A 25,624-nucleotide genomic window follows, 5' to 3' on the forward strand; every position below is an offset into this window, starting at 1 on the left:
TACGGCACAACAATCACCCTACATGGCAGGAGCAGTGGAAGATGGCGAAAGTCGGCATGGTTGGTATCGGCCTCATGGGCCACGGCATTGCAAGCAATCTGGTCAAGCATGGTCATGCGCTGACCGTGCTTGAGCATCCGGGCAATCAGCCCCTGGATGCGCTGAAGGCCGCGGGCGCGGCCAGCGTGGCCAGCGGCGCCGAGCTGGCGGCCCAGTCGGACGTGATCATCCTCTGCGTTACCGGCAGCCCGCAGGTCGAGGCCGTGCTGTTGTCGGCCGGCGGCGTGCTGGAAGGCCTGCGGCCCGGCACCGTCATCATCGACTGCTCGACCGCGATCCCCTCGTCCACCGTGAAGGTGGCCGAGGCGGTGACCGAGAGCGGCGGCCGTTTCCTGGACGCACCCATGACGCGCACGCCGAAGGAAGCCGCCGAAGGCCGGCTGAACCTGCTGGTGGGCGGCGACGCCGCGCTGTTCGAGGAATGCAAGCCGCTCCTGGCCTGCTTTGCCGAGAACATCACGCACGCCGGCCCGGTCGGCGCCGGCCACCGCATGAAGCTGCTGCACAATTATGTGTCGCTGGGCGTGGTCGCCCTGCTGTCGGAGGCCGCGGCGTGCGCGCTGCGTTCCGACATCGATCCGGCCGTGTTCGCCGACGTGCTGACCAAGGGCGGCGGCGGCGGCGTGGCGCTGGAGCGCCTCAAGCCTTACCTGCTGGAACAGGATCCGTCCTCGCTGCGCTTCTTCATGTCGAACGCGCAGAAGGACCTGTCGTACTACAACACCATGGCCGCCGAAGCCGGCGCCGTGCGCGAGATCGGCGCGGCGGTGCAACACACGTTCGATCAGGCGGTCACGCAGGGCGGCGGCGACCGCTATGTGCCGGAACTGGTGTCGCTGCTGAAAGACCGTTAGCCCGGCCGCATGGACATCGCGCCCGGCAGGCCGGGCGCGATGTTCGCCGCTTGGGTACGGCGCCCTCTAGCGCCCGCCGGCCGCGACCGCGCGCGGCGCGCGCAGGACGCCCCGAGGCGGCAGGCGCAGGGAAATCAGCGCGGCCATCAGCAGCAGCACGCCGGCCGACCCGAAGGCCACCCAGTGCGTGCCGAAGGTCTCGAAGGCCCAGCCCCCCAGCCACGAACTGATCATGCCGCCCACCTGGTGGCCCAGATAGGTCAGGCCGTACAGCACGCCCACCAGGCGGATGCCGTAGATGTCGGCCAGGATCGCCGACGACAAGGCGATGCTGCCCGCCCACACGATGCCGCCGATGGTGGCGGCCGCGTACAGTTCCCAGTGCGCGCCCACCATGACCAGCGCGAAAAAGCCCAGGCCCCGCACCAGATAGATGGCGGCCAGGATGTTGCGCCGCTCGACCTGATCGGACATGCGGCCCAGCACCAGCGTGCTGAAGATGGCGACCAGCCCGATCAGGCCGATGCCCAGCGAACTGGTGGTGGCGTCAAAGCCATGGTCCATCAGCATGGGCATGCCGTGGGTGCCCAGCAGGTTCATGCTGAAGCCACAGGCGAACAGGCCCAGCGCGACCTGCCAGAACGGCAAGGTGCGCAAGGCGTCGCCCAGCCTGGGCGCGGCCGTCTTGGCCGCGGGCTTGGCTGACGCCGATTTCTCGACGATCTGGTGGGGCAGCAGGTCCGTGTGTTCCGGCGCCTCGTCGCGCATGACCAGCAGCGCCACCGGCACGGTCAGCAGCGCGAACAGCGCCGCGAAGCCCAGCAGCGTTTCGCGCCAGCCGACCGCCGAGATCGCGAAGGTCAGCGTGGGCGTCATCAGCGCGATGCCGGCCATCGAACCCGTGGACAGGAAGAACAGCGCCATGCCGCGCTGCCGCGTGAACCAGCGGCTGATCACGGGCGTCAGCGCCACCGGGCTGGTGAAGGCCAGGCCGATGGACAGGGCCACGCCGAAGGAAAGCAGGAATTCAAAGGGGCCGCGCGCGAACACCGTCCAGATGGAAGACGCCACGACAATCGCCGTGCCGGTCAGCAGCACGAAGCGCGTGCCGTGCGTGCTGACCAGATAGCCCGCCAGCGGCATGCCCAGCCCGTAGCACAGCATGCCGATCGCCACGATGCCCGACAGCAGGCTGCGCGAAAAACCCAGCCCTTCCGCCATGGGCAGGAAGAACGGTCCGATGCCCATGCGCAGGCCCACCGTCAACAGGGTGAGTACCGTGGCGGCGCCGACGATGTTCCAGCCGAAATACCAGCCGCCCGACTCTTGCTTGTCCAATTCCTCTTCTCCTCGGTCTTTTCTTGTGGCCGCTTGCGCGCCAGGACTCGAAGACACCGCGGGGGAAGCACGGAGGAAACGCTCCGCTATCGACAGGGGTGGGATGAACCAGGCGTGAATCGGCTTGTATGCGCCGGCGCGGTCAGGCCGCCGGACGCGTCATATTACTCCCGGCTATATATGAATTCGGCGGGGAAACGGAAATCGTGTCCGGTGAACGGTCACGTGATGCGCGGGGCGGCCGAGGGGCGGAGAACGGCGGGCGCGGCGCTGCCGCCGGCCTACGCCGCCTGCTCCAGAAACGCCTGCAGGGCGGGCACGGTGTTCAGCACGTGCTGGCGCATCGCCGCCTCGCAGCGCGCCGCATCGCGGGTGTGCAGCGCGTCGATCAGTTCCTGGTGCGATTCGCGCACCCGCAGGACGCGTCCCGGCTGGGCCGCCCACAGGCGCATGTAGGGCTCCACGACGGAATGCAGCTCCGAGATCTGGCTGAGCAGCCGCGGCTGGCGGCAGAAGCTGCACAGGTATTCGTGGAATTCGCGGTGGGCGGTGGTCCAGTCCAGGTCGTCGCTGGCGCCCTGGTCCAGCTGCTCCAGCATGTTGGTCAGCCGGCGGATGTGTTCGGCGCCCATGTTGAGCACCGCGTTGCGCGTGGCCAGGCCTTCCAGCACGGAGCGCATTTCAAACACTTCCAGCATTTCCTGCTGGTTCAGGCCGCGCACCACGGCGCCACGGTTGGCGCGGATCTCGACCAGGCCTTCCGAGGCCAGCCGGCGCAGCGCGCCGCGCACCGGCATGCGGCTGGTGCCGATCTCGGCGGCGACGACGTCCGGCACCAGGCGCTGGCCGGGCGCATAGCGGCCCAGCCGGATCTCGCGCTGCAGGTGCAGGTACGCCTCGTCTTCGGCGCTGATGGCTGTCTTCTGAAATTGCAGCACTGACGTCCCCGGGCTTGGAAAGCCGCCATGATAGATAACCGCAAAAATAACACAAACTGGATCCAATGATCCATGGATGCAAACACCAATAGTCCCGGAACGGAAGCTTGCGTCTAATCCAGTCCGGGACGCGGCCGCCGCGCCCGCCTGGCCGGAACGGGCAACAGACCCGCCCGTGCCTATGCTTTCCATAACGCGATCAAGGGGAACCCATGAAATTTCGTCTCATCCGGACGCTGGCAGGCGCCGCCGCGATGGCCTTTGCCGCCCAGGCCGGCGCCCAGGCCACCGACTGGCCGCAGCATCCCGTGCGCATCGTCGTGCCCTTCCAGGCAGGCTCCGCCACGGACCTGATCTCGCGCCAGCTCGGCGCCGCGCTGTCCACCGAACTGGGCCAGCCCTTCGTCATCGAGGCCCGTCCCGGCGCCGCGGCAGCCATCGGCAGCGCCTCCGTTGCCCGGTCCGCCCCCGACGGCTACACGTTGCTGATGGGCGGCCCGGCCGCCGTCGTCACCAACCGCTTCCTGCAAAAGCGCCTGGCCTATGATCCCGACGCGTTCGCGCTGGTGTCCATGGTGGCCTACACGCCCAACATCCTGCTGGCCAATCCGTCGCAGCCGTTCAAGACCCTGCCGGAAATGGTGGCCTACGCCCGCGCCAATCCGGGCAAGCTGACCTATGCCTCGTTCGGCACGGGCACGACGTCCCACATGGCTGGCGAAATGCTCAAGTCCATCGCCAAGATCGACATCCTGCATGTGCCGTACAAGGGCGCGGGCGAAGCCATTCCCGCCCTGCTGAGCGGCCAGGTGTCGATGTACTTCGACACCATCATGACCGGCCTGCCCCAGGCCAAGAGCGGCGCGCTGCTGGCGCTGGGCATGTCCAATTCGCAGCGTTCTGCGCTGGCCCCGGACATTCCCACCATCGCCGAACAAGGCTACTCGGGCTACGACATTGCCCCGTGGTACGGCCTGGTCGCCCCGGAAGGCACGCCCGCTCCGATCCTCGATAAGCTCAACAAAGCCGTCAACAAAGTGCTGGCCGATCCCGCATTGCGCGGTAAGCTCGCCGAAGCCGGCGCCGAGCCGCGCGGCGGCAGCCGCGAGGAATTCGCCGCCTTCATCAAGGCCGAGATTCCCCGCACCAAGCAGCTGATCGACCAAGCCGGCATCACCCCGCAGTAATTTTCCATACGAGTTCCAGCATCCATGTCCTCCCCCTTCGATTGGTCTTTTCCGTACGCTTCCCGAAAAATGCCGGTCCTGGCCGCCAACGCGGTCGCGACCAGCCAGCCGTTGGCTGCGCAGGCGGGACTACGCATGCTGCTGGCCGGTGGCAATGCCGTTGACAGCGCCATTGCCACCGCGATTGCCCTGACCGTCGTCGAACCCGTCATGAACGGGATCGGCGGCGACATGTTCGCGCTGATCTGGCACGACGGCCAACTGTATGGCCTGAACTCCAGCGGCTGCGCCCCGGCCGCATGGACGCCGGAATACTTCAATGGGCGCGATGCCATGCCGGGCACCGGCTGGGGTACGGTCACCGTGCCGGGCCAGGTCGCCGGCTGGAAGGCCCTGTCCGAACGCTTCGGCAAGCTGCCTTTCGCCAAGCTGTTCGAACCCGCCATTGCCTACGCCGAAGACGGCTTCGCGGTGTCGCCCACCATTGCCCGCCAATGGGCCACGCAGGCGCCCAAGCTGGCGGCGGAACACGGCTTTGCCGACGCCTTCCTGCCGCAAGGCCGCGCGCCGCAAGCCGGCGAATGGTGGCGCTTTCCGGACCAGGCCAAGACGCTGCGCGAGATCGCCGAAACCGGCGGCGAAAGCTTCTACCGCGGTGAACTCGCCAGGAAGATCACCGACTTCGCCAGCCAGACGGGCGGCGCGCTCAGCGCCGTCGATCTGGCCGAACACCAGGCCGAATGGGTCACGCCCATTTCCCAGTCGTTCCGCGACTACGAGCTGCACGAGATCCCGCCGAACGGCCAGGGCATCTCGGCGCTGATGGCGCTGGGCATGCTCGAACAATTCGACCTGGAAGGCATGGGCCGCGACAGCGCCGACTACTACCACGTCAGCATCGAAGCCATGAAGCTGGCGTTTGCGGACCTGCACCATCACGTCGCCGACCCGCGCCATATGCGCACCGACGCGCGTGCGCTGCTGGACCGCGCCTATCTGGCCGAGCGCGCACGCCTGATCTCCATGGACCGCGCCAGCGTTCCCACGGCCGGCACGCCCGCCACCGGCGGCACGGTCTACCTGACCGCGGCCGACGCCGGCGGCACGATGGTGTCCTTCATCCAGTCCAACTACCACGGCTTTGGGTCCGGCGTGGTCGTGCCCGGCACCGGCATCAGCCTGCACAACCGCGGCCTGAACTTCGTGCTCAAGCCCGGCCACGCCAACCAGGTCGCGCCGCGCAAGAAGCCCATGCACACCATCATCCCCGCGTTCGTGACGCGCGGCGGCCAGCCGGTCATGTCCTTCGGCGTGATGGGCGGATCCATGCAGGCCCAAGGCCATCTTCAGATGGTCACGCGCCTGGCCGCGTTCGGCCAGAATCCGCAGGCCATGAGCGATGCGCCGCGCTTCCGCGTGGAAAACGGTCCGGTGGTCAATGTGGAATCGCACCTGCCGGCGGATGTGGTCGACACGCTGCGCGCACGCGGCCACAACGTGGCGGTCGCGCCCGCCGACAGCCTCGAATTCGGTTCGGCACAACTGATCTGCCGCCTGCCTCAAGGCGGCTACATCGCGGCATCCGATTCGCGCCGGGACGGCCAAGCCGTCGGCTTCTGACGCAAAGCGGGGCACGCCGGACTTCCAGCGGAAGTTCGGCGAAAATCCGGGATGATCTGGCGCGCGCATGCGCGCCGGCTGCAAGCCGCCATGCGCGCCGTCACATCCCTGCAGCGACGCCAGCAGATACTGCCGCGTTGCCGCACGAAGGACCGAAATGCCCCACCTGGCCCCGCCACCCCCCGGAAAGCGCCACCCCGCCCCACGCATGCCGCCGCGAACCCGTCGGCGCATGCACGCCGCCCTGAGCGCCGCCGCCTGCGCCCTGGTGCTGGCCCTGGCGCCCCTGTCCGCCGACGCCGCCCTGCCCCTGGCCGTCGACGGCCAGCCCCTGCCATCGCTTGCGCCCATGCTCGAACGCGTTACGCCGGCCGTCGTCAACATCTCGTCGCAGGCGGACCCGCGGCAGGCGCCGGGCACGAGCCGGATGCAGTCGCCGGAAACCGTCCGGCAGAACGTGGGCTCGGGTGTCATCGTGGACGCCAGCCAGGGCAATATCCTCACCAACCACCATGTGGTGCGCGGCGCCACCGCCATACGCGTGTCCCTGCAGGACGGACGCGCCTTCAATGCCACCGTCGTGGGCAGCGACCCCGACACCGACCTGGCGGTGCTGCGCATTCCGGCCCAGAACCTGCAAGCGCTGTCGCTGTCGGATTCCAGCGATCTGCGCGTGGGCGACTTCGTCGTGGCCATCGGCGACCCCTACGGACTGGGCCAATCCGCCTCGTCCGGCATCGTGTCCGCCCTGGACCGCTCCAGCCTGCGCGCCGCCGGTTATCAGAACTTCATCCAGACCGACGCCTCCATCAACCCCGGCAACTCGGGCGGCGCGCTGGTGAACCTGAACGGCGAGCTGGTGGGCATCAACACCATGATCTACACGCCATCCGGTGGCAACGTGGGCATCGGCTTCGCCATTCCCTCCAACCTTGCCGGCGAGGTCATGCGGCAATTGCTGCAGCACGGACAGGTGCAACGCGGCGGCCTGGGCCTGGACACCCTGGACATCACGCCGCGCAATGCGCGCCAATTGGGCCTGGCGCCGGGATCGACGGGCATCGTGGTGGCGCGCGTGGCGGATGGCTCGCCCGCCCAGAAGGCCGGCGTGCAGGCCCGCGACCAGATCCTGTCGATGGACGGCAAGGCGCTGAGCACCAGCGCGCAGCTGCGCAATGCCGAAGGCCTGCTGCCGGTGGGCCAGCAGGTGCGCCTGACCTTGCGCCGGGCCGGCGCCACCTCGGAAGTCCTGCTGCGCATCGAACCGGAACAGAACGAACGCTTCCATGCGGGCTCCCTGGATGCGCGCCTGGCGGGCGTGGAGTTCTCGGAGGTCGGGCGCGCGCAGCGCCTGCAGGGCAACGACGGCGCGGCCGTCAGCGCCACCTTTCCCGATCGCGGGCCCGTGGCCGCACGCCTGCAGCGCGGCGACATCGTCATCGGCGTGAACCGGCGACCCGTCAGCAAGCTGGCCGACCTGCGCGACCTTCTGGCCGGCGCGGCCTCGCAGCCGCTGGTGCTGACCCTGTTGCGCGGCCGGGCCGCCTACACCTTGCAGGTCAACTGAGGCGGCGCGTGCAGCTACACTGAGGCGGGACCCTGCAACGCAGTACCGGAGGCAATGTGAACAGCAACGACAGGATCAATCTTTCGATCGACCAGGTCTACAACCTGTCCGTCGACGTGTTGAGCAGGAACGGCTTTTCAGCGCCGCACGCGGCCGTTATCGCGAAGGCGATCACCGCCGGGCAACGCGATGACTGCCAGTCGCACGGCATGTACCGCCTGATCGCATGCGTGCAGACCATGCAGGCCGGCCTGGTGGACCCCGCCGCGCTGCCGGCGCTGACGCACCCCGCGCCCGCCGTGGTGCAGGTCGATGCCGGGCGGGCCTACTCGCTGCTCGCGTTCGAAGAAGGCCTGCCCCATCTGGCGGAAAAGGCCAAGCGCAATGGCGTGGCCGTGCTGGCCATCAATAACTGTTTCCACTTCTCGGCGCTGTGGCCCGAGGTCGAGGCCATCGCCGCCCACGACCTGGCCGGCATGGCCATGACGATCAGCCATAGCTGGGTTGCCCCCGCCGGCGGCACCCGGCCCGTGTTCGGCACCAACCCGTTTGCCTTTGCGTGGCCCCGTCCGGGCGCCTACCCCTATGTCTTCGACTTCGCCACCAGCATGGTGGCGCGCGGAGAAATCGAGCTGCACCGGCGCACGGGCAGGTCCATCCCGGAAGGCTGGGCCATCGACCGCGACGGCCAGCCCACCACCGACGCGGCGGCCGCGATGGACGGCGCCATGCTTACCTTTGGCTCGTACAAGGGCTCGGCGCTGTCGACCATGATCGAATTGCTGGCCGGCCCGCTGATCGGCGACTGGACCAGCCTGCAGTCGCAGGCCTTCGACGCGGGCGCGGGCGGCACCCCGCTGCACGGCGAGCTCGTGATCGCGCTGGACCCCGCCATCCTCGGGCGCGGCCAGCTGGCCGCGAACCTGGGCGGCGCGGAAGCCATGCTGGACGCGATCAGCGGCCAGGGCGCGCGCCTGCCGTCCGAGCGCCGCTTCAAGGCCCGCGCCCAGAGCGAACAGGAAGGCGTCTGGGTCAATCGCGCGCTGTACGAAGAAGTGAAGAACCTGGGCATGCAATCTTGAAAGGAGCTCGCATGAAAATCACCTCGATGCACCTGCGTTCGCACCTACCCGGCCTGCTGCTGGCGGGATGCCTGGCGGCAACCGTGGCAAGCGCCGCGGCCCAGGACAAAATCCCGCAGATCATGCAGGTGCCCGCCGACAACGCCGTGGCCTGGCAGGCCCCAGCTGAAGGCGTTATCACCTATGAATGCCGGATGACGCAGACGGATGGCGCCAGGCCAGCCTGGGTCATCGCCGGCGCCACAGCCACGCTGGGCGCGGGCCAATCCGGCCAGACCGGCACCTACAAAAGCCCTCCGGAAACCTGGCGGGCATCCGATGGATCGACATTGACCGGGATGGAAATGGTGCGCGCCTACTCAGGGCCGGACCGCCTGCATGACCAGCTCGTGCTGGCCAATCCGTCCTCGGGCGTGGGCGTGCTGACCGGCGTCACCTACATCCAGCGCATCGTCAAGGCGGGCGGCGGCGCCCCGCAAGCCCCCTGCACTGCCGCCAGCAAAGGCGAGCGGGAGCCGGTGAAATACCAAGCCGACTACGTGTTCTGGAAACCTAACTGAATGGCCGGGCAATGCCGGGCAAGCACCGCCTGGCGGACTGACCCCGCCGCCCATCAGACGGGCGGCCCGGACTTGCGCAAGCGTCAGGGCGCCGCCGTCATGCCTTGCGTCAGTTCCTTGACCAGCCCCGCGTGCCGGGCCTGTTCCTGGATCAGGGTGTAGGCCGAGAACGTGACCACCTTCGCACCGGATGCCGCGAACAGCGCGGTCAATACGGCGGGCCGGTCAGAGAGCTTGCTAGTGGCGTCCAACTGCAAAACCCCCATGCTGCCCACCTTGAACGTGCTTTGCCCGGTCTTCTTGAACGTGGACACGGATTCCTGCTGCTGCGCTTGAAACCCCGCGGCCATGCTGCCGAGCACGAACGCGTCGTCGTCGCCGAACGTCGATTCCATGGGAACGATGACCACGATGATTGCCTGCTTGGTATCGGTGTTCAGATAGATCTTGCCGGTGATGTCCGGCGCGGCGGGATCTGGCGGGAACTCGGTTTCGGTGAATCCCGCAGGGATGGCGACCCGCAGCTTGCCGTCCAGCACCTGCAATGTCTGCCGCGCCGGTTCCGCGGCGGCGGCACCGGCCGGGGGCACGGCGCGCTGCGCGGGAGCGGTGGGCGCGGGAGCGCTCTGCGCCGGGGCATTCTGCGCAGGAACATTCTGCGCGGGAGCGGTCTGCGCCGGAGCGTTCTGCGCAGGAGCGTTCTGCGCCGGAGCGTTCTGCTTCGGGGCCTCCTGCGCCGGAGCGTCCTGCGCCACGGCGGGCTGGCTCGCGGCCAGCGTCATCGTCAGTACCATTCCCGCCAGCAACTGGTTGCGCATGTACATAGGGTTCCGATGAATAGGCATGATCATTCAATACTACAACGCCACGACGGCGCCGCCCTCCAGAACGGACAGGGCCCGCGCAACGCATTGCGCGGGCCCTTCAGTTTGCCATGATCGGAGTTCGGGTGAGCGGACTGGGAGTGGAGCTAGGGAGGTGGCCGATTTTTTCGCGTCTGTGGCCGGGTAAGACGCCCAATCCGCTCAGTGCAACCGCGGTGCGGGGAGCGGGCGGCGCGCACCCTGCGCGCCGCCCGTTCACATCAGGCGCTTAGAAGCGGTGACGCACGCCCACCATGCCGACGGTGCTCTTCACGCCGTCGATGAACGCGAAGTCCGTTGCGTACGAACCCAGAGCGTACAGATTGGTGCGCTTGGACAGGTTGTACGTGTAGCCCACGCTGTACACGTTCATGGCGGAATCACCGCCGGTCAGCGCGTTGCTGTCCGGATCGGCGCGCTGCCACGAGGCCATGATGCTGCTGGCGCCCAGCGGCACCGTCAGGCCGACCAGGTACGAATCAGCCTTGAAGCCGTCGACAGCCGCGTTGGAGCCAAAGCTCTTGGCGGTAGCGGTGCCGCTGCCGAAAGCGTTGATGCTCTGGCCGGTGAACCAGCCGTCGCGCGTCTGGCCGTAGGCCAGCGCCAGCTTCAGCACTTCAAAGTCATACGCGCCGCCGATGCTCCAGGACTTCGGCGTGGCGTCGTTGCCCAACTGGTTCGCGGGGTTCAACTGGTCGTACGTCAGGGCCACATTCAGCGGGCCATTCACGTAACGCACGCCGGCCGTGATGGCGCGGGTGTTGTCGGCGGTGGCGAAACCGGTCTGGGCGGCGGTCGTGTCGGCAACGTTGAACGAGTAACCGATGCCAGCCTGGAAGCCGCCGAAGGACGGGGTCGAGTACTGGACCATGTTGTCGTAGCGGACGGTGTTCGCGGCGCTGAAGGCCACGCCGACGTTCGCCTGGCCGTAGCTGGCGCCGAACGGATCGATCGCGCCCAGGTACTTCGACGCGATGTTGGTCTGGCGGCCGAATTCCAGCAGGCCCCACGAACTGCTCTTCAGGCCGACGGTGGCCTGGCGACCGAACAGGCGGCCGCTCTGGCCCGACTGGCCGTTGGCGGAATTGAAGCCGCTTTCAAGCGTGAAGACGGCGCTCAAGCCATCGCCCAGGTCTTCCGCACCGCGCAGGCCCCAGCGCGAACCGCTGGACACGCCGTTGCTCATGCCGACCTTGGACTCGTGGTAGTTGTCGCCCTTGATGCGTTGGTAGCCCAAGCCGGTATCGATCAGGCCGTACAGCGTCACCGAGGTTTCCGCCTGCGCGGTGCCAGACAGCGCGGCGAAGAGAGCGGTGACGAACAGAGTCTTTTTCATTACAGATTCCCATTGATTGAACAGACATGCGCATGTGGCTTGGCACGCATCACAAGCGGCGCACGCGGCGCATGGCAGGAACGGATTCTAGGGACGCAATATGTCAGTTTTCGGGCCAGGCGCGAAATCGTGTCGCCGCCTGGAAATAAGGGGCCATTTGTGGCGCGTGGCCGACAAAGCGGGGAAAAAAATACGCGCCCGAAGGCGCGTAATTTTGCTGTGCTATCAAGGAGGGGAAAGACCGGCGCGCAATACGCCGCGTCAAATCGCGCCCGGCGCGTCAGTGCTCCCGGATGAGCGTGGTGGAAAATTCGTAGCGGCCCGCCGGATGGTGCGAGCACGAGACTTCGACGATCTGGCCCGCCTGATCCTTGTAATGGCGCAAAATGAACAAGCCTGGCGACTCGGGCGCCACTTCAAGTTCGCGCGCCGCGGCGGCGGGCAATGCGCAAGCGGATATCGTCTGCTCGACCGACGCGATGCGCCGCCCGTAGTGTTCTTCGATCAATTCGGAAACCAGGCGATCCGGATGGTCGCGAGCCAGTTTGCGCACGCCTTTGTAATGCGCATCGACATACAGCTCCGTCCACACCACCGGCGGCTGGCCTTCGGCGCCTCGTGTGGACGAAAACTTCAGCCAACGCGTGCCGGGTCCAACGCCCAGGCGGACCGCGAGCTCGACATCCACCACCACTTCCTGGATCTGCCGGATGCTGCGCGGGGTACGCGCCGCCAACTGGACCAGGTCTTCCAGTGAACGCAGGGATTGGCTGAAGCCCGACTTGGGCCGGGCCGCCATGACGACCGTGCCGCTGCCGCGGCGACGGGCGATAAGGCCCAGGTCCTGCAACTGCCGCAGGGCGGCGCGGACGGTATGGCGGCTGGCGTCGAATTCCTCTGCCAGCGCGTTCTCGGCGGGCAGCACGCTACCCACGGGATACACATCGCTCGCGATCCGTCGCGCCAGTTCTTCCGAGATGCGGGTGTACAGCGTGATGGACATGGCATGGGGACAGTTGGCGACGCCCTCCATTCTATCTGCTGGCTTCCCGATGGCTCCATCTACGGGTAATCCCCGGCGTTGACGTCCCCATTCTTGCCTGCTTAAATGTACGTACAACTTTTTAAGAGCGTACATCTATGCCAGTCTCCGTGCTCGAATCCAGCCTGTTCAAAGACATGTTCGGCACCGCCGCCATGCGCGCCGTGTTCGATGACGCCGCCACCGTGCGGCGCTATGTGGACACCGAAGTGGCGCTGGCCCGCGTGCAGGGCCGGCTGGGCGTCATCCCGCCCGCGGCGGCCGGCGCGATCGAGGCCCGCGCCGACGCGGCCGCCATCGACATGGACGAATTGCGCGCCGAAACCGAAATCGTCGGCTACCCCATTCTGCCGCTGGTGCACCAACTGTCACGGATGTGCGGAGCGGAAGGCGAATACCTGCACTGGGGCGCCACCACGCAAGACATCATGGACACCGCCACGGTGCTGCAGGTGCGCGATGCGCTGCGGATCATCGAGGACGACCTGGCCGCGCTGGACGGCATCCTGGACAACCTGGCGCTGCGGTACCGCGACGCGCCGATGGCAGGCCGGACGCATCTTCAGCACGCCTTGCCGATCACGTTTGGCTACAAGGCCGCCGTGTGGCTGCTGATGGTGCGCCGGCATCGCGAGCGCCTGGCGCAGTTGCGCCCGCGCGTGCTGATCGGACAGTTCGGCGGCGCCGCCGGCACCCTGGCATCGTTGGGAGACCAGGGGCTGGCGGTCCATGCCGCCTTGATGCAGGAGCTGGACCTGGGCGCCACGCCCATCACCTGGCACGTGGCGCGCGACGGCCTTGCGGAAACGGTGCAATTCCTGGCGCTGGTGGCGGGATCGCTGGGCAAGATCGCCGTGGACATCATGCTGATGATGACCAACGAACTGGGCGAAGCCTTCGAGCCCTTCGTGAAGGGCCGCGGCGCCTCCAGCACCATGCCGCAAAAGCGCAATCCGATTTCTTGCGAGCTGATGTGGAGCGCGTCCAAGACCGTCCGCCAGCACGCGGGACTGGCGCTGGACGCCATGCTGCAAGACTTCGAACGCGCCACGGGCCCGTGGCATGTGGAATGGTCGGCCGTGCCGGAAGCCTTCGTGCTGACGGCGGGCGCCTTGCACCAGGCCCGCTTCATGCTGGGAGGACTGGAAGTGGATACCGCGCGCATGGCGCGCAACCTGGACCTGTCCGGCGGACTGATCGTGGCCGAGGCCGTCATGATGGGGCTGGCCCCGCATATCGGCCGGCAGACCGCGCACGACGTCGTGTACGACGCCTGCCGCGCGGCGGCCACCTCGCGCCGCGGCCTGGCGGACGTCCTGAAAGAAGATGCGCGGGTAATGCAGCGCCTTGACGGCGAAGCCATCGAGCGCCTGTGCGATCCCGGCAATTACCTCGGGGCCGCCCCCGCAATGGTGGACCGCATGCGGGCCCGCCCCTTTACCGGGCCGGCCTGAACGGCAGCCCACCCTTGACTCACAAAAAATACAGGACGGAGACTAATCATGAAGCACTGGATGCCGGCACTGGCCGTGGCGGGCGCGTGCGCCCTGCCGATGGGCGCTTACGCGCAAGACAGCTACCCCACTCGGGCCATCACCTGGATCGTCCCCTTCGCCGCGGGCGGCCCGACGGATGCCATGGCGCGCAACGTCGCCAACCGCGTCGCGCAGGAACTGAAGCAGACTATCCTGATCGAGAACGTGGGCGGAGCGGGCGGCACCATCGGCGCGGCCAAGGCCGCGAAGTCCGCGCCCGACGGCTACACATTCCTGGTCGGCCACATCGGCTACATGGCGGCGGCGCCTTCCCTGTATGCGCGCCTGCCGTACGATCCGGTCAAGGACTTCCGGGCCGTGTTCCGCTTTCCCGACACGCCGCTGGTGCTGCTGGTGGGCGAATCATCCCCCTACAAATCGGTGACCGACCTGATCGCCTTCGGCAAGCAGAACCCCGGCAAGCTGAACTTCAGCAATGCCGGCGTGGGCTCGACCTCGCACCTGGTGGCTGCCATGTTCGCCAGCCAGGCCAGCATGAACATCACCCCCGTCGCCTACAAGGGCGCCGGCCCCGCGCTGAACGATCTGATGGGCAATCAGGTGGACGCCATGTTTGACCAGACCAATACCGCCCTGCCCCAGACCAAGGGAGGCAAAGTCCGCGCGCTGGGATTGACCTCGTCTGGCCGGATGGACCAATTCCCCGGCGTGCCCACGATGGCGGAGAAAGCCATTCCCGGCTTCCAGGTCTCTACCTGGTACGGCCTGTATGCCCCCAAGGCCACGCCGGACGCGGTGGTGCAGACCATGTACCAGGCGTGGCAAAAGGCGCTGGCCGACCAGGCCTTCACCGGCAAGATGGCCGAGCAAGGCATACAGATGCTGCCAGCCGCGCAATACGCGCCCGCCGCGTTCCAGCAGTTCACCGCCGATGAAGGGCAACGCTGGGCGAAGGTGATCAAGGACGCGGGCATCACCCTTCAATAAGGACAGACGATCATGCGCGCCGTGCTAGCCGCTGACATCGAAACCAGCATCGCCGATGCGTTGCAGTCCATCAGCCACACGCATCCGGCGGACTTCGTGCAGGCCTTGAAAGCGGCGCATGCCCGCGAGAGCAAGGGGCCCGCCCGCCATGCGCTGCTGCAATTGCTGGTCAACAGCCGGCTCAGCGCGCAGGCACGGCGCCCGGTCTGCCAAGATACCGGCGTCGTGCACGTCTACGCCAGGATAGGCATGGATCTGCGCATCCGCCACGACGGACCGGGGCCCACGCCCAGCTTGCAGACGCTGGCCAACCGCGCCGTGGCGCGCGCCTACGGCTGTCCTGGGAACCCCTTGCGCGCGTCCATGATCCGGGATCCGCTGGACGCCCGGCGCAACACCGGCGACAACACGCCAGCCATCGTGCAAGTGGAGATGGTCGAAGGCGATGGGCTCACGTTGACCGTCGTCGCCAAGGGCGGCGGCGGCGATGTCAAAACGCGCTACGCCATGCTCAATCCCAGCGACTCCGTGGCGGACTGGGTCTTGTCGCAACTGCCCGGCATGGGCGCGGGATGGTGCCCGCCCGGCGTACTCGGCCTGGGCGTCGGCGGCTCGCCGGAACAGGCCGTCGCCCTGGCCAAGCGCGCGCTATTCCATCCCATCGATATGCCGGCCCTGCTGGAACGCGGCGCGGTCACGGCGGAAGAACGGCTGCGGATCGACGTCTACCAACGCGTCAACGCGCTAGGCATCGGTGCGCAGGGCCTGGGCGGCGACACGACGGTGCTCGATGTGAAAGTCGCCACCGCGGCCTCGCACGCGGCATTGCTGCCCGTGGCGCTGGTGCCCAACTGCGCCGCCACCCGCTTCGTAACCTTCGACATGCCCGCCGCGGGACCCGCCGCGCTCCCGCCTCCGGACCCCGCGACGTGGGACGGCATCCCGGACGCCCTGCCCGCGCAGGAGGGTATCCGGGTGAACCTGGACGCCCTCACCCAAGCCGAGGTCTCGGCGTGGGCCGCCGGCGACACGCTGCTCCTGTCCGGCAAGCTGCTGACCGGACGCGATGCCGCCCACAAGCGCATGGCCGACCTCCTGGACCGGGGTCAGCCCTTGCCGGTGCCGCTGCGCGGACGCACGCTGTATTACGTTGGACCGGTGGACCCCGTGGACGGCGAAGCCGTCGGTCCGGCAGGCCCCACCACCGCCACCCGCATGGACAAGTTCCTGCCGCAGTTGCTGGCGCAAACCGGGCTGCTGGCAACCATCGGCAAGGCCGAACGCGGTCCCCAGGCCATTGACGCCATCAAGCAACATGGCGCTGCGTATCTCAGCGCGGTGGGCGGCGCCGCCTATCTGGTGGCCCGCACGGTGCGGTCGGCGCGCGTGGTGGCCTTTGCCGATCTGGGCATGGAGGCCATCTATGAATTCGAAGTTCAGGACATGCCGGTAACGGTGGCGGTCGACGCGCGTGGCCGCAGCGTGCATGCCGTGTTCCCGGTCCGGACGGTGCCGCCGGCCTGAACGCAATGGCGGGTCATTTTCCGAAGGCGCGGCGCAAGCGTTCGAGTTCGGCCAGATTCAGGCGTTTCGCTTCCTGTTCGGCATAGTCCCGTTCGCCGCTCTCGTAGGCGCCCTTGTACAGGCATTTGCTGCGATTGGCCTTGCATTCCTGGCTCTTGGCGGCGGAAGTTACCTTGGGGCTGGTAGACGCCTCCGGCTTGCTCGATGTCGACGAGCAGCCGGCGGCAATCGCGGTCAGCAACAGCACCGCACCGCAGCGGCTCAGCGTTCGTATGGACATTTTCCTAACCCTTGCATAGTGCTATAGCTTTTTTATAGCAAACCTTCGAGGGAAAAGACGTTCCAAGTGGTAGCAGGCGAAGATTGGCAAGACCTCTTCTATGCCGCGTCCCCCTGCTGCGACTTGGCGGCCGCAACCGAGGCTTCGCGCGGCAGCGCCACGCCATTCTTCACCGCCAGGATCTCGGCCATCACGCTTACGGCGATTTCGGCGGGCGTCTTGCTGCCGATGTAGAGCCCGACCGGAGCGTGCAGACGTTCCAGCGACTGCTCGGTTTCATTGAAATGCTCGATCAGCCGCTGCCTGCGGCTATCGGTGTTGCGGCGCGAACCGATGGCGCCCACGTAGAACGCCGGACTGTGCAGCGCCTCCAGCAGGGCCAGATCGTCGAGCTTTGGGTCGTGGCTGAGGGCCACGATGCAGGTTCGGCTGTCGGCGCGCAGGGCGCGGACGGCATCGTCGGGCATCTCCGTCGTGATCTGCACGCCCGGCACCGACCAGGCGCTCAGATACTCGTCGCGCGGATCGCAGACCGTGACCGCGAAATCGTTGAACAGGGCCATGGTGGCGACGTACTCGGCCAGCGCGCCCGCGCCGATGAGCAGCATCCGGAATTGGGGACCCAGCGTGCTGGACAGGGTTGCGCCGTCAAAGCGCAGGGCTTCAGGCGCCTGGGCGGGCTCCAGTGTCACGGCCCCGGTAACGCAATCCACCGTGCGCTGGACAAGCCGGCCCGATTCCAGCTGCCGCACCAGCGCATCCAGCGCGGCAAAGCCGGGACGGAACTCCAGCAGCAATTCCAGCGTGCCGCCGCAGGGCAGGCCAAAACGGTGCGCTTCGTCCGCATTGACGCCGTAACGCACCAACTGGGGCGCCGCCACCGGAATGCCCGCGCCGCCATGCAGCCGCGTATGGCGGTATATCAGATCGTCCTCGATGCAGCCGCCCGAAACCGACCCCACGCAACGCCCATCTTCCCGCAACGCCATCATGGAACCGACGGGCCGGGGCGACGAGCCCCAGGTTTTCACCACGGTGGCGAGCAGCAACGCGTCCCCATTGCCGCACCAGTCCCGGGCGGCGCGCAACACGCGCACATCAACGCTTTCCATGCAATGGACTCCCTATCATGAATGGCGGTCCGCAAGCAGCGCTTCGGCCCGCGCCAGGTCTTCCAGCGTGTCGATGTCCGCCACGACGCCCGGATCGTTCAAAGACAGCATCCGCGCCGTGCCGGCCTGGCGGTGCGCGCGCACGATGGACGCCGCCCCCGTGTCGCCGCTCAGCGCTGCCAGCGCCGCGTAGCAGCCCGCGCCAAAACCAACCGGATGACCTTGACGGCCGTTCCAGAACGGCACCACGACGGGATTCGAAGCCAGTTCGCCCGCCACTTCCCGCAGGCTGTCCGCGCGGACCAGCGGCAGATCGCCGGGCAGGATCAGCCACCCCGCCGCAAGCGGCGTGCCCCGCACGCCGCTTGCGATGGAATCGCCCATCCCGGGAATGGCGCCCGACGCGGCGCCCGACGTGACGCCATCGGGGCGCACGACATGCCACGGCAGCCCGGATCCGGCCACAGTGCGCAGCACGCGCTCCAGCACCGTCACGCCGCCCAGTTGGGCATCGAGCTTGTGCGTGGCGCCGCCCGATTCCCGGAAGCGCTCGCCCCTGCCCGCGGCCAGCACGATCACGGTGGGTAATGCCGCTTGCTGCATGGCCGGCCTACGCCACCGTGCGCACGGGCAGGCTGCGCACGCGCTTGCCCGTGGCCGCAAAAATCGCGTTGCACAGCGCCGGCGCCACGGGCGGCACGGGCGGCTCGCCCACCCCGCCCGGCGGCAAGGCGTGGTCGTCATTCACCAGATGCGTGCGGATCTCGCGCGGCGACGCATGGTGGCGCAGCACTTCATAGTCGTGGAAATTGCTTTGCTTGACCCGGCCCTTTTCGAACGTGATCTCGCCCACCAGCGCCAGGCTCAGTCCCATGATGGCGCCGCCTTCCATCTGGGCGCGGATGCGCTCCGGATTGATCTGCGGACCGCAGTCCATCGCCATGTCCACCGCCACTACCCGCACTTCTCCTTTGGCGTCGACCGCCACTTCGACCACGGTCGCCGTATAGCTCATGAAGCTGTAGCAGAACGCCAGGCCCAGCCCGTGCCCCTTGGGCAGCTCGCGGCCCCAGCCCGCCCCGCGCGCGGCGGCTTCGATCACGCCGCGCAGGCGGCCGGTGTCATAGGGATAGCGTTCGGGCGATTCGGTGTAGTTCCAGGAATCGCCCATCGTGCCCGGGTCGATCTTGCGCGCGGGCCCGATCAGATCCAGCGCGAACTGCTTGTGGTCCTGGCCCGCGCGGTGCGCGAGTTCCGCGATGAAGCACTGCGCGGCGAAGGCATGGGGAATATTGGCGACCGAACGGAACCAGCCGATGCGCGCATGGGCGGCAACCTCCGCCGTTTCCACCCGCACATTCTGGACCACGTAGGGCATGTTGATGGCCGACATCGCGGACTCGAACATCTGCTGCCCCTTCGCCCCGTCGGAGAACAGCGAGGCGATCGTGGGCGACGCGCTGCGATGCAGCCAGGACCGCATCTTGCCGTCCTGGCCGATGACCGACTCCAGGCGCTCTACCGACACGGTGTGCAGGTAATCGTGGTGGATGTCGTCCTCGCGCGTCCAAACGAGCTTGACGGGCGTGCCTTCGGGCATGGCCTGCGCCACGATGGCGGCCTCGTCGACGAAGTCGGGTTTGGACTTCCGGCCAAAGCCGCCGCCAAGCAGCAGCACGTTTACCTTGACGTCCTCGGGCTTGAGCTTCAACCGCCCGGCCACGGCGCCCTGCGCCGCCACGGGATTCTGGATAGACGTCCAGACCTCGGCGCGCCCGGCCTGGATCCGCACCGTGGCCACCGGCGTCTCCATCGACGCATGCGCCAGGTGCGGCACGTAGTATTCCGCGGCGTATCGCTCGGCCTCGGGCGCCTGCGCCCAGGCTTGCGGCGCATCGCCTTCATCGCGCATCACCTTGCCCGGCTTGCGTGAGGCCGCCTCCAGGGTCTGCCGGTAGGCCGCCGAGTCATAAGCGCCGTTGGGGCCGTCGTCCCATTCCAATTCCAGCGCCGCGCGGCCCTGCATCGCCGACCACGTATTGCGCGCCACCACCGCCACGCCGCCCAGCGGTTGAAACGCCGGCGCGCCGCTCATGGCCGGAATCTGCACCACCTTGATCACGCCGGGTATGGCCAATGCCTTGGCGCTGTCCACGCGGCGAAGCTTGCCGCCCACCACCGGCGGACGCGCCACCACGGCGTAGACCATGCCGGGCAGGCGCATGTCCATGCCGTAAATAGCCTGGCCCTTGCCGATGTCGGCCAGGTCCACCATCCGCACCTGGCTCTTGCCGGTGAAGCGGAACTCGGCGGGTGTCTTGAGCTTGAGCGCGTCGCCCTTGGGCACGGGCAGCCCGGCCGCATCGGCCGCCACCTCGCCATAGCCCAGCCGGCGTCCGGTGGGTGTGTGCACGATCTCGTGCTGCACCGCGCGGACCTCGGCCACCGGCACCGACCAGCGGGCGGCGGCCGCCGCTTCGAGCATCTGGCGGGCCGAGGCGCCCACGCGGCGCATCGGCATCAGGAAGTGGCGCATGCTGCGCGAGCCGTCCACGTTCTGGTTGCCGTAGCGGGCCTCGTTGGCCTCGGCCTGCACGACCTTCACCCGCGCCCAGTCGGCTTCCAGTTCGTCGGCCACCACCATGGGCAGGCTGGTGCGCACGCCGGTTCCCATCTCGGCGCGGTGCGCCACGATGGTGACCGTGCCATCCGGCGCGATGGAGACGAAGGCCAGCGGGTCGTCGACCGTGCCGCCGGGCATGCCGTCCGCGCCATATTTCTGGGGCGCCGCGTCCGCCGCCCACACGGCGCTGACCAGGCCATTGGCCGTCACGGCCAGCGTCAGGGCCCCCAGGCCGCCTTGCAGAAAGCCCCGCCGAGTCATGTGCAGAGTGGTTGTCATCATTGACCTCCCTGCGCCAGTTGGGCAGCGGCCTGCTTGATCGCGGCGCGTATGCGCGGATAGGTGCCGCAACGGCAGATATTGCCGCTCATGGCGTCTTCGATCTGCTGTTCGGTGGGCGCGGGCGTCGCCTTCAGCAGCCCGACCGCCGTCATGATCTGCCCCGCCTGGCAATAGCCGCATTGCGCAACATTGTTCTCGACCCAGGCACGCTGCACCACCCGGCCGACGCGATCGGCCTCCATGCCTTCGATGGTCGTGATCGCATGCCCCGCCACCGCCGAGACGGGCGTGACACAGGCGCGTATCGGCTGGCCGTCCATATGGGTGGTACAGGCCCCGCACAAGGCCATGCCGCAGCCGAACTTGGTGCCCGTCATGCCGAGCTCATCGCGCAGCACCCAAAGCAGGGGCATATCGTCGGGAACGGAAACTTCCTTGGCCTGGCCGTTGACCTGGAGTTGTGTCATGGCGAAATCCTGGGTTGAGTGGACAAAGGGTGGGCGCTGGCTGGCGGGGAGAGGCATTGAAGCGCCCTCCCGGCGCAGGCCCATCATTTTCGTCAAGAAATTGAATAGTGCCCAGTTATAGCGTTTTTGCGCGCGCGCCGGCCTAGTCGGGCGATGGCCGGCCCATTTTTTCAGACACGGGCGGCTGGGGGCACGTTCGGCGATTTTCGTCGGGGAAGCGTCAATCGCGCGCTCATTTTCCGCCTCAGCCGGTGTACAAATTCATGTCGGGCCTCAAGTCACTGATCGACTGCTATTGGCCTCGGAATGGCACGGACGAAATCGGCGTAGGAGATGAGGACGCCGCAGACGGAGTCAAGATGCCTGCAGCATTCCTGCGATTCATCGAGGAACGGATCGTCGTCTTCAGCAGCAAGCCCGCCCTCGTCCAAAACCAAAGGGCCGAATCCAATGTTTCAAAGGATCCGGCCCCACATCCTGCTACCAAGCTGCTTGCCTTAGCGCAAGCAGCTCAGCAATTAAATCGATTTGATCATGGTCGCCGTGGGACCTTTTTGGCCCTGGCCGGCGACGAACGAAACGCGCTGGTTCTCTTCAAGAGATTTGTGTCCGTCACCCTGAATTTCAGAGTAATGGGCGAAGAGGTCTTTGCCACCCAGCTCCGGCATGATAAAGCCGAAGCCCTTGTCGTTGTTGAACCACTTCACGATACCAGTTTCAATCTTCAATGTAAGTCCTAGATTTGCCGGGAAAATGTTCCCGGGGCCACTATGGGTGATAAGCCACAACAAAGATATAGCTGTTACGGATTAACACATTCGCGGTCCGCGGCAATCTCGCGGTTTTGCTCGAGAACCAAGCTCAAGGTATTGAGGAACAGGTCCAGGCCGAGGATGCCCAAGCCGATGGTTGAAAGCACGGTATTGCCCGCCGCATCCTTGATGACAACCTTCTCGGTCCAGGCGTTCAGGTCGACGTTGCGCAGGCTGGATACCGGCACCCTCTGCCCCTGCACTTCAAGCGCGTCGCGGGTGATGACGATGGGCTGGGTGGTAACGCTCAGGAACTTGCCGCTCATGCGCTTGCGCCAGACCTGTCCCGTACTGATGTAGTTGAAGACGACAGCGCCGCCGGCCGCCAGGGTCTCGAGGACGACAGGCTGGCGCTCGCGCAGGTAGAGCTCGCGGAACAACTGTTGGAAATCCATGTAGCCCGACAGGTGCTGGCTGATCCAGTTGAAGGATTCCCCCGCATTGCGGCGATAGGCAAGGTTAGTGGCCAGGCCGCTCATCACGGTCTGTCCGGAACTGAACAGGTACAGATCTTCGATTTCGGAAAAAGGCGTGTACGTCTTCTGCGCGCCGACGATCCGGGCGACGCCGTTTTCATAGATCTCGTAGCTTGGCTGGCGTAACTTCTTCTGCCACACGCTGGCGCCAAGCGCGCAGAGTCCGCAAAAGGCCAGAAAACCGCTGGTGCCGAAGAAAAGCGGGGGATTTTTCTGAGGCACGATGGTGCTCAGATAGACGACGAAACCGGCCAGTGCGAGGCACGCTATGCCCAGTATCACAAGGAAGTAGACAAAGAACTTGCCGTGTCGAAAAGTCTTGATCAGTTCGCCTGTCGAGGGCTGAGAGTGCTGTGTTGCCATTACTGCTACATCCTATTTTTGGGGGAGGTCCGTCTTCAGACGCGGGCGGAGTGCCCGCCAGGGACCGGTCGCGATTGTAGAAGAACCGGCACCCGCGCTCGGGATATGCTCAAGACCGAGGTGGCGTTCGTTGATTTGAATGGAACCTCTTGCCATGTGCGGTTACTGACCGGACATGACAATCCGCCGCCATTTCCGCCCAACCAGAAGCAAACTCAGCCTGTTCGCAGCCAGCTTGACCCTTCTTCCGCTGACCGGGTACGCAGCCGGCACTGGCGGCGGGCTACACGGAGGGACCTCTTACACCGGCTATCTCGCCTCCGGCGATGGCGGCGCCCAAGGCGCGGCCGGTTTGTACGGAACGAACTTTGGCGTGGGCGGTACAACCTCGCCCCTGCTCGTCGACGCGTCCACTTCGGGCACCGACGGCACCGAGAGCGGCGAGGACAGACTCATCAGCATTGGAGCAATCGCCGTCAGGATCGGCGGCGGGGGCGGGGGCGGCGGAACGACCATTGCCGTGACCAATTCGACCTTGGTCAGCATCGGGGGCAATGGCGGCAAAGGCGCGACGTTTCCCAACAGCATTCCTAGCTCCAATGCCGGCTTGCTCATCGGTGGAGGCGGAGGCGCGGGGGGAGTCATAAACTGGCAACTTGGCACGCCCGCCGGGGCCATCGCGGCGTCGGTGCGGGGAGGTAATGGCGGCACCGGTGCGGAATTGACGGGCGCCAACATGATCTTCACCAACACCGGCACCATCTGGGGCGGCGGCGGTGGTTCCGCGGGTGAGCTGTTTGATGCGACAAATGGGGAGATCATCGCTGGATACAGCGGTTCCGGCGGCACCGGTCTGGCCGTGACCAGCAACGGCGCCACCGTGACCAACACCGGGACGATCCAGGGCGGCAATGCCGGCCTCGGTTCCGCACTGAGCTTCGGTGGCAATGGCGTGCGCGTAAGCGGCGATCTCGGCCACATCATCCAGGACGGCGCCATTGCAGCCGGTTTGGATAGCGACGGCGTCACCCTCCGCGAAGCGGTGCTGATCAATGGTCAAGGCAATACCCTCACACTCCATCCGACGTCGACCACCGCCGGCAACGTGCTCTTCAACGGCGCCGGCAACCGGCTGCAGATCGGCACCGGCAGCACGGGAACGGCCGTCATCGGCGGCTCGGTATCGCTGGGCTCGGGCGGTGTGTTCCAGGTCCGCGCCACCCCGGCCGCCTTCGACCGCCTCAATGTCACCGGCAACGCCGTGGTCAATCAGGCCCGCGTCGAGGTTCAGGCTAGCCCGGGCGCCTACAGCGAAACGTTCAGCCAGATCGTCCTGCACGCCGATGGCACCTTGACTGGCACCCGGTTCACCGGCGTCACCAGCAACCTTGCCTACCTGACGCCGACGCTCAGCTACTCCGCGGATGATCGCGACGTGACCCTGACGCTCGCCCGCGCTCCGTCCCCCGTCACACCGCCCGTCACCCCGCCCGTCACGCCCGAAGCCCCCCCTGTCGCGCCGCCCGACACCCCGGCAGCCCCGCCTGCCAAGATCCGCTTCGCCGATCTAGTGAGCGGCGGCAACGCCCGCGCGGTCGCCGACGCCGCCGAAACCCTGGGCGCCGGCCACGCCGTCTACGATGCCGCCATCGGCCTGCCGCAAGGCGCGCCCCAGGCCTTTTTCGCCGGCCTGTCCGGCGAGATGCATGCGGGCGTGAGTTCGGGCCTGTGGAATCTGTCGTCCACCGTGCGCAATACGCCGCTCAACCAGTTGCGCGGCAATCTGAATGCCGGCTTCGCCCCGGGCGCACCCACGGCTGCCGCCGGCACCAGCGACGCCGCGCCCTCGGCGGCGACCCTGCCCTCGTCCCTCGCCCGCCCCGCCTGGGCCCAGATCGTGGGCAACTGGCAGCGCATCGGCGCCACCGGCGACACGTCGGCCGTGCGCCAGCACACCGGCGGTGTGTTCGTGGGCGCCGACCACGGCGTGGGCAATGGCTGGCGCCTGGGCGGCGCGCTGGGCTACACCGACTCGAAGCAGCGCGTCGATGACCTGGCCAGCAAGGCCGATGTGTCGAGCTACAGCGCCGTGCTCTATGGCGGCAAAGCCATCGCGCTGGGCGCAGGCAGGTTCAACGTGATGGCAGGCGCGTCATACACCTGGCACGACATCGGCACTGAACGCCACATCGATGCCGGCGGCCTGAATCAAACCCTGGATGCGAACTACGGCGGCAACACGACGCAGTTGTTCAGCGAAGTGGGCTACGCCTTTGCGGCCGCACGCGGCCTCACGCTCGAACCCTATGCCGGGCTGGCCTGGGCTGGCCAGCGCACGCGCAGCTTCAGCGAATCCGGCGGCAGCGCCGCGCTGTCGGGCGACTCCACCCGCAACAACACCACGACCACCACGCTGGGCCTGCGTGCCACCCAGGAAGTGACGCTGGGTTCCCTGGCCGGCGCCGTGTCGGGCGGCCTGGGCTGGCGCCATGCCTTCGGCGACGTCCGCCCTGAAAGCCGTCTTGCGTTCGATGCCGGCGAATCCTTCACCGTGACGGGCTCACCGATCGCGCGCGATGCGGCGCTGATCGAGGCAGGCCTTGACGCGCGGATCTCCCGTACCGCCACGCTGGGGCTCGCTTATGCCGGGCAGTTTGGCGGGGGCAATCGGGATCAGACGGCTTCGGTTAATTTGCGCTGGACGTTTTAAGCCCGGCGGACGTTCGTCAACCGATGCGGCGCGCCGACTCCATAT

The 25,624-nt window shown here is 67.0% G+C and carries 22 protein-coding genes; 10 read left to right on the forward strand and 12 right to left on the reverse strand.

Translation table 11 applies throughout. The features are described from left to right. The first annotated feature begins 41 nt into the window (after positions 1-41). Positions 42-914: an NAD(P)-dependent oxidoreductase gene (locus ASE30_RS23605; RefSeq protein WP_057286716.1), complete on the forward strand. Its 873-nt coding sequence runs from the start codon at positions 42-44 to the stop codon at positions 912-914. A gap of 66 nt (positions 915-980) precedes the next feature. On the opposite strand, the gene ASE30_RS23610 is transcribed toward ASE30_RS23605, so the two are convergent. Beyond that, positions 981-2,252: an MFS transporter gene (locus ASE30_RS23610; RefSeq protein WP_057286717.1), complete on the reverse strand. Its 1,272-nt coding sequence runs from the start codon at positions 2,250-2,252 to the stop codon at positions 981-983. Between the two features lie 281 nt (positions 2,253-2,533). Then, positions 2,534-3,190, reverse strand: a complete 657-nt coding sequence (locus ASE30_RS23615; RefSeq protein WP_057286718.1) for a GntR family transcriptional regulator — start codon at positions 3,188-3,190, stop codon at positions 2,534-2,536. 212 nt (positions 3,191-3,402) lie between these two features. Between ASE30_RS23615 and ASE30_RS23620 the strand changes: the two genes are divergently transcribed. From ASE30_RS23620 to ASE30_RS23640, 5 genes are all read left to right on the forward strand, one after another. Further along, positions 3,403-4,377 carry a tripartite tricarboxylate transporter substrate binding protein gene (locus ASE30_RS23620; RefSeq protein ID WP_057286719.1) on the forward strand — a complete coding sequence of 325 codons (975 nt, stop codon included), beginning with the start codon at positions 3,403-3,405 and terminating at the stop codon, positions 4,375-4,377. Positions 4,378-4,401: 24 nt separating this feature from the next. Then, positions 4,402-5,997, forward strand: a complete 1,596-nt coding sequence (gene ggt, locus ASE30_RS23625; RefSeq protein WP_057286720.1) for a gamma-glutamyltransferase — start codon at positions 4,402-4,404, stop codon at positions 5,995-5,997. A 232-nt stretch (positions 5,998-6,229) separates the two neighbouring features. After that, the gene (locus tag ASE30_RS23630; protein WP_057286721.1) at positions 6,230-7,564 is read left to right on the forward strand and encodes a trypsin-like peptidase domain-containing protein; all 1,335 of its coding nucleotides are present in this window, start codon (positions 6,230-6,232) and stop codon (positions 7,562-7,564) included. A gap of 56 nt (positions 7,565-7,620) precedes the next feature. Next, positions 7,621-8,646 carry an Ldh family oxidoreductase gene (locus ASE30_RS23635; RefSeq protein WP_057286722.1) on the forward strand — a complete coding sequence of 342 codons (1,026 nt, stop codon included), beginning with the start codon at positions 7,621-7,623 and terminating at the stop codon, positions 8,644-8,646. Positions 8,647-8,657: 11 nt separating this feature from the next. Further along, positions 8,658-9,206: a DUF3455 domain-containing protein gene (locus ASE30_RS23640; RefSeq protein WP_057286723.1), complete on the forward strand. Its 549-nt coding sequence runs from the start codon at positions 8,658-8,660 to the stop codon at positions 9,204-9,206. Between the two features lie 83 nt (positions 9,207-9,289). Here ASE30_RS23640 and ASE30_RS29300 read toward each other — a convergent pair whose 3' ends face one another. The 3 genes from ASE30_RS29300 to ASE30_RS23655 all read right to left on the reverse strand — a co-directional run bounded on the left by ASE30_RS29300 (position 9,290) and on the right by ASE30_RS23655 (position 12,438). Continuing rightward, entirely contained in the window at positions 9,290-10,030 is a 741-nt protein-coding gene (locus ASE30_RS29300) for a hypothetical protein (protein WP_057286724.1), read from the reverse strand. Between the two features lie 268 nt (positions 10,031-10,298). Further along, the gene (locus ASE30_RS23650; RefSeq protein ID WP_057286725.1) at positions 10,299-11,405 is read right to left on the reverse strand and encodes a porin; all 1,107 of its coding nucleotides are present in this window, start codon (positions 11,403-11,405) and stop codon (positions 10,299-10,301) included. Between the two features lie 280 nt (positions 11,406-11,685). Next, a complete protein-coding gene (locus ASE30_RS23655) occupies positions 11,686-12,438 on the reverse strand; it encodes a GntR family transcriptional regulator (RefSeq protein WP_235515334.1) in 753 nt (250 codons plus the stop codon). Between the two features lie 107 nt (positions 12,439-12,545). On the opposite strand from ASE30_RS23655, the gene ASE30_RS23660 reads away from it, so the two are divergent. The 3 genes from ASE30_RS23660 to ASE30_RS23670 are packed head-to-tail and all read left to right on the forward strand — an operon-like array spanning position 12,546 to position 16,454. Continuing rightward, a complete protein-coding gene (locus ASE30_RS23660) occupies positions 12,546-13,901 on the forward strand; it encodes an adenylosuccinate lyase family protein (RefSeq protein ID WP_057286726.1) in 1,356 nt (451 codons plus the stop codon). A 48-nt stretch (positions 13,902-13,949) separates the two neighbouring features. Further along, positions 13,950-14,930 (forward strand): tripartite tricarboxylate transporter substrate binding protein, encoded by a 981-nt coding sequence (locus ASE30_RS23665; RefSeq protein WP_057286727.1) that lies wholly within the window; start codon positions 13,950-13,952, stop codon positions 14,928-14,930. 12 nt (positions 14,931-14,942) lie between these two features. Further along, a complete protein-coding gene (locus ASE30_RS23670; RefSeq protein WP_057286728.1) occupies positions 14,943-16,454 on the forward strand; it encodes a fumarate hydratase in 1,512 nt (503 codons plus the stop codon). A 13-nt stretch (positions 16,455-16,467) separates the two neighbouring features. Here ASE30_RS23670 and ASE30_RS23675 read toward each other — a convergent pair whose 3' ends face one another. The 7 genes from ASE30_RS23675 to ASE30_RS23705 form a co-directional block, all read right to left on the reverse strand. Beyond that, a complete protein-coding gene (locus ASE30_RS23675; RefSeq protein WP_082601711.1) occupies positions 16,468-16,734 on the reverse strand; it encodes a hypothetical protein in 267 nt (88 codons plus the stop codon). 98 nt (positions 16,735-16,832) lie between these two features. Next, positions 16,833-17,846 (reverse strand): XdhC family protein, encoded by a 1,014-nt coding sequence (locus ASE30_RS23680; RefSeq protein ID WP_057286729.1) that lies wholly within the window; start codon positions 17,844-17,846, stop codon positions 16,833-16,835. 15 nt (positions 17,847-17,861) lie between these two features. Then, entirely contained in the window at positions 17,862-18,449 is a 588-nt protein-coding gene (locus ASE30_RS23685) for an NTP transferase domain-containing protein (protein ID WP_057286730.1), read from the reverse strand. Positions 18,450-18,456: 7 nt separating this feature from the next. Next, a complete protein-coding gene (locus ASE30_RS23690) occupies positions 18,457-20,751 on the reverse strand; it encodes a molybdopterin cofactor-binding domain-containing protein (RefSeq protein WP_369819360.1) in 2,295 nt (764 codons plus the stop codon). Next, positions 20,748-21,218, reverse strand: coding sequence for a (2Fe-2S)-binding protein (locus tag ASE30_RS23695; RefSeq protein WP_057286731.1), 471 nt, complete (start codon positions 21,216-21,218; stop codon positions 20,748-20,750). Before ASE30_RS23695 ends, ASE30_RS23690 begins: the two co-directional genes overlap by 4 nt. 518 nt (positions 21,219-21,736) lie before the next feature. Beyond that, entirely contained in the window at positions 21,737-21,946 is a 210-nt protein-coding gene (locus tag ASE30_RS23700) for a cold-shock protein (protein ID WP_057286732.1), read from the reverse strand. A 74-nt stretch (positions 21,947-22,020) separates the two neighbouring features. Further along, complete coding sequence (locus ASE30_RS23705; protein WP_057286733.1) at positions 22,021-22,869, reverse strand: hypothetical protein; 849 nt, start codon at positions 22,867-22,869, stop codon at positions 22,021-22,023. Positions 22,870-23,104: 235 nt separating this feature from the next. Between ASE30_RS23705 and ASE30_RS23710 the strand changes: the two genes are divergently transcribed. Continuing rightward, on the forward strand, positions 23,105-25,579 hold the full coding sequence (locus tag ASE30_RS23710; protein WP_235515335.1) for an autotransporter outer membrane beta-barrel domain-containing protein: 2,475 nt from the start codon (positions 23,105-23,107) through the stop codon (positions 25,577-25,579). Positions 25,580-25,624 lie beyond the last annotated feature (45 nt).

The organism is Achromobacter sp. Root83 (genome assembly GCF_001428845.1).
Taxonomy (GTDB): domain Bacteria; phylum Pseudomonadota; class Gammaproteobacteria; order Burkholderiales; family Burkholderiaceae_B; genus Achromobacter.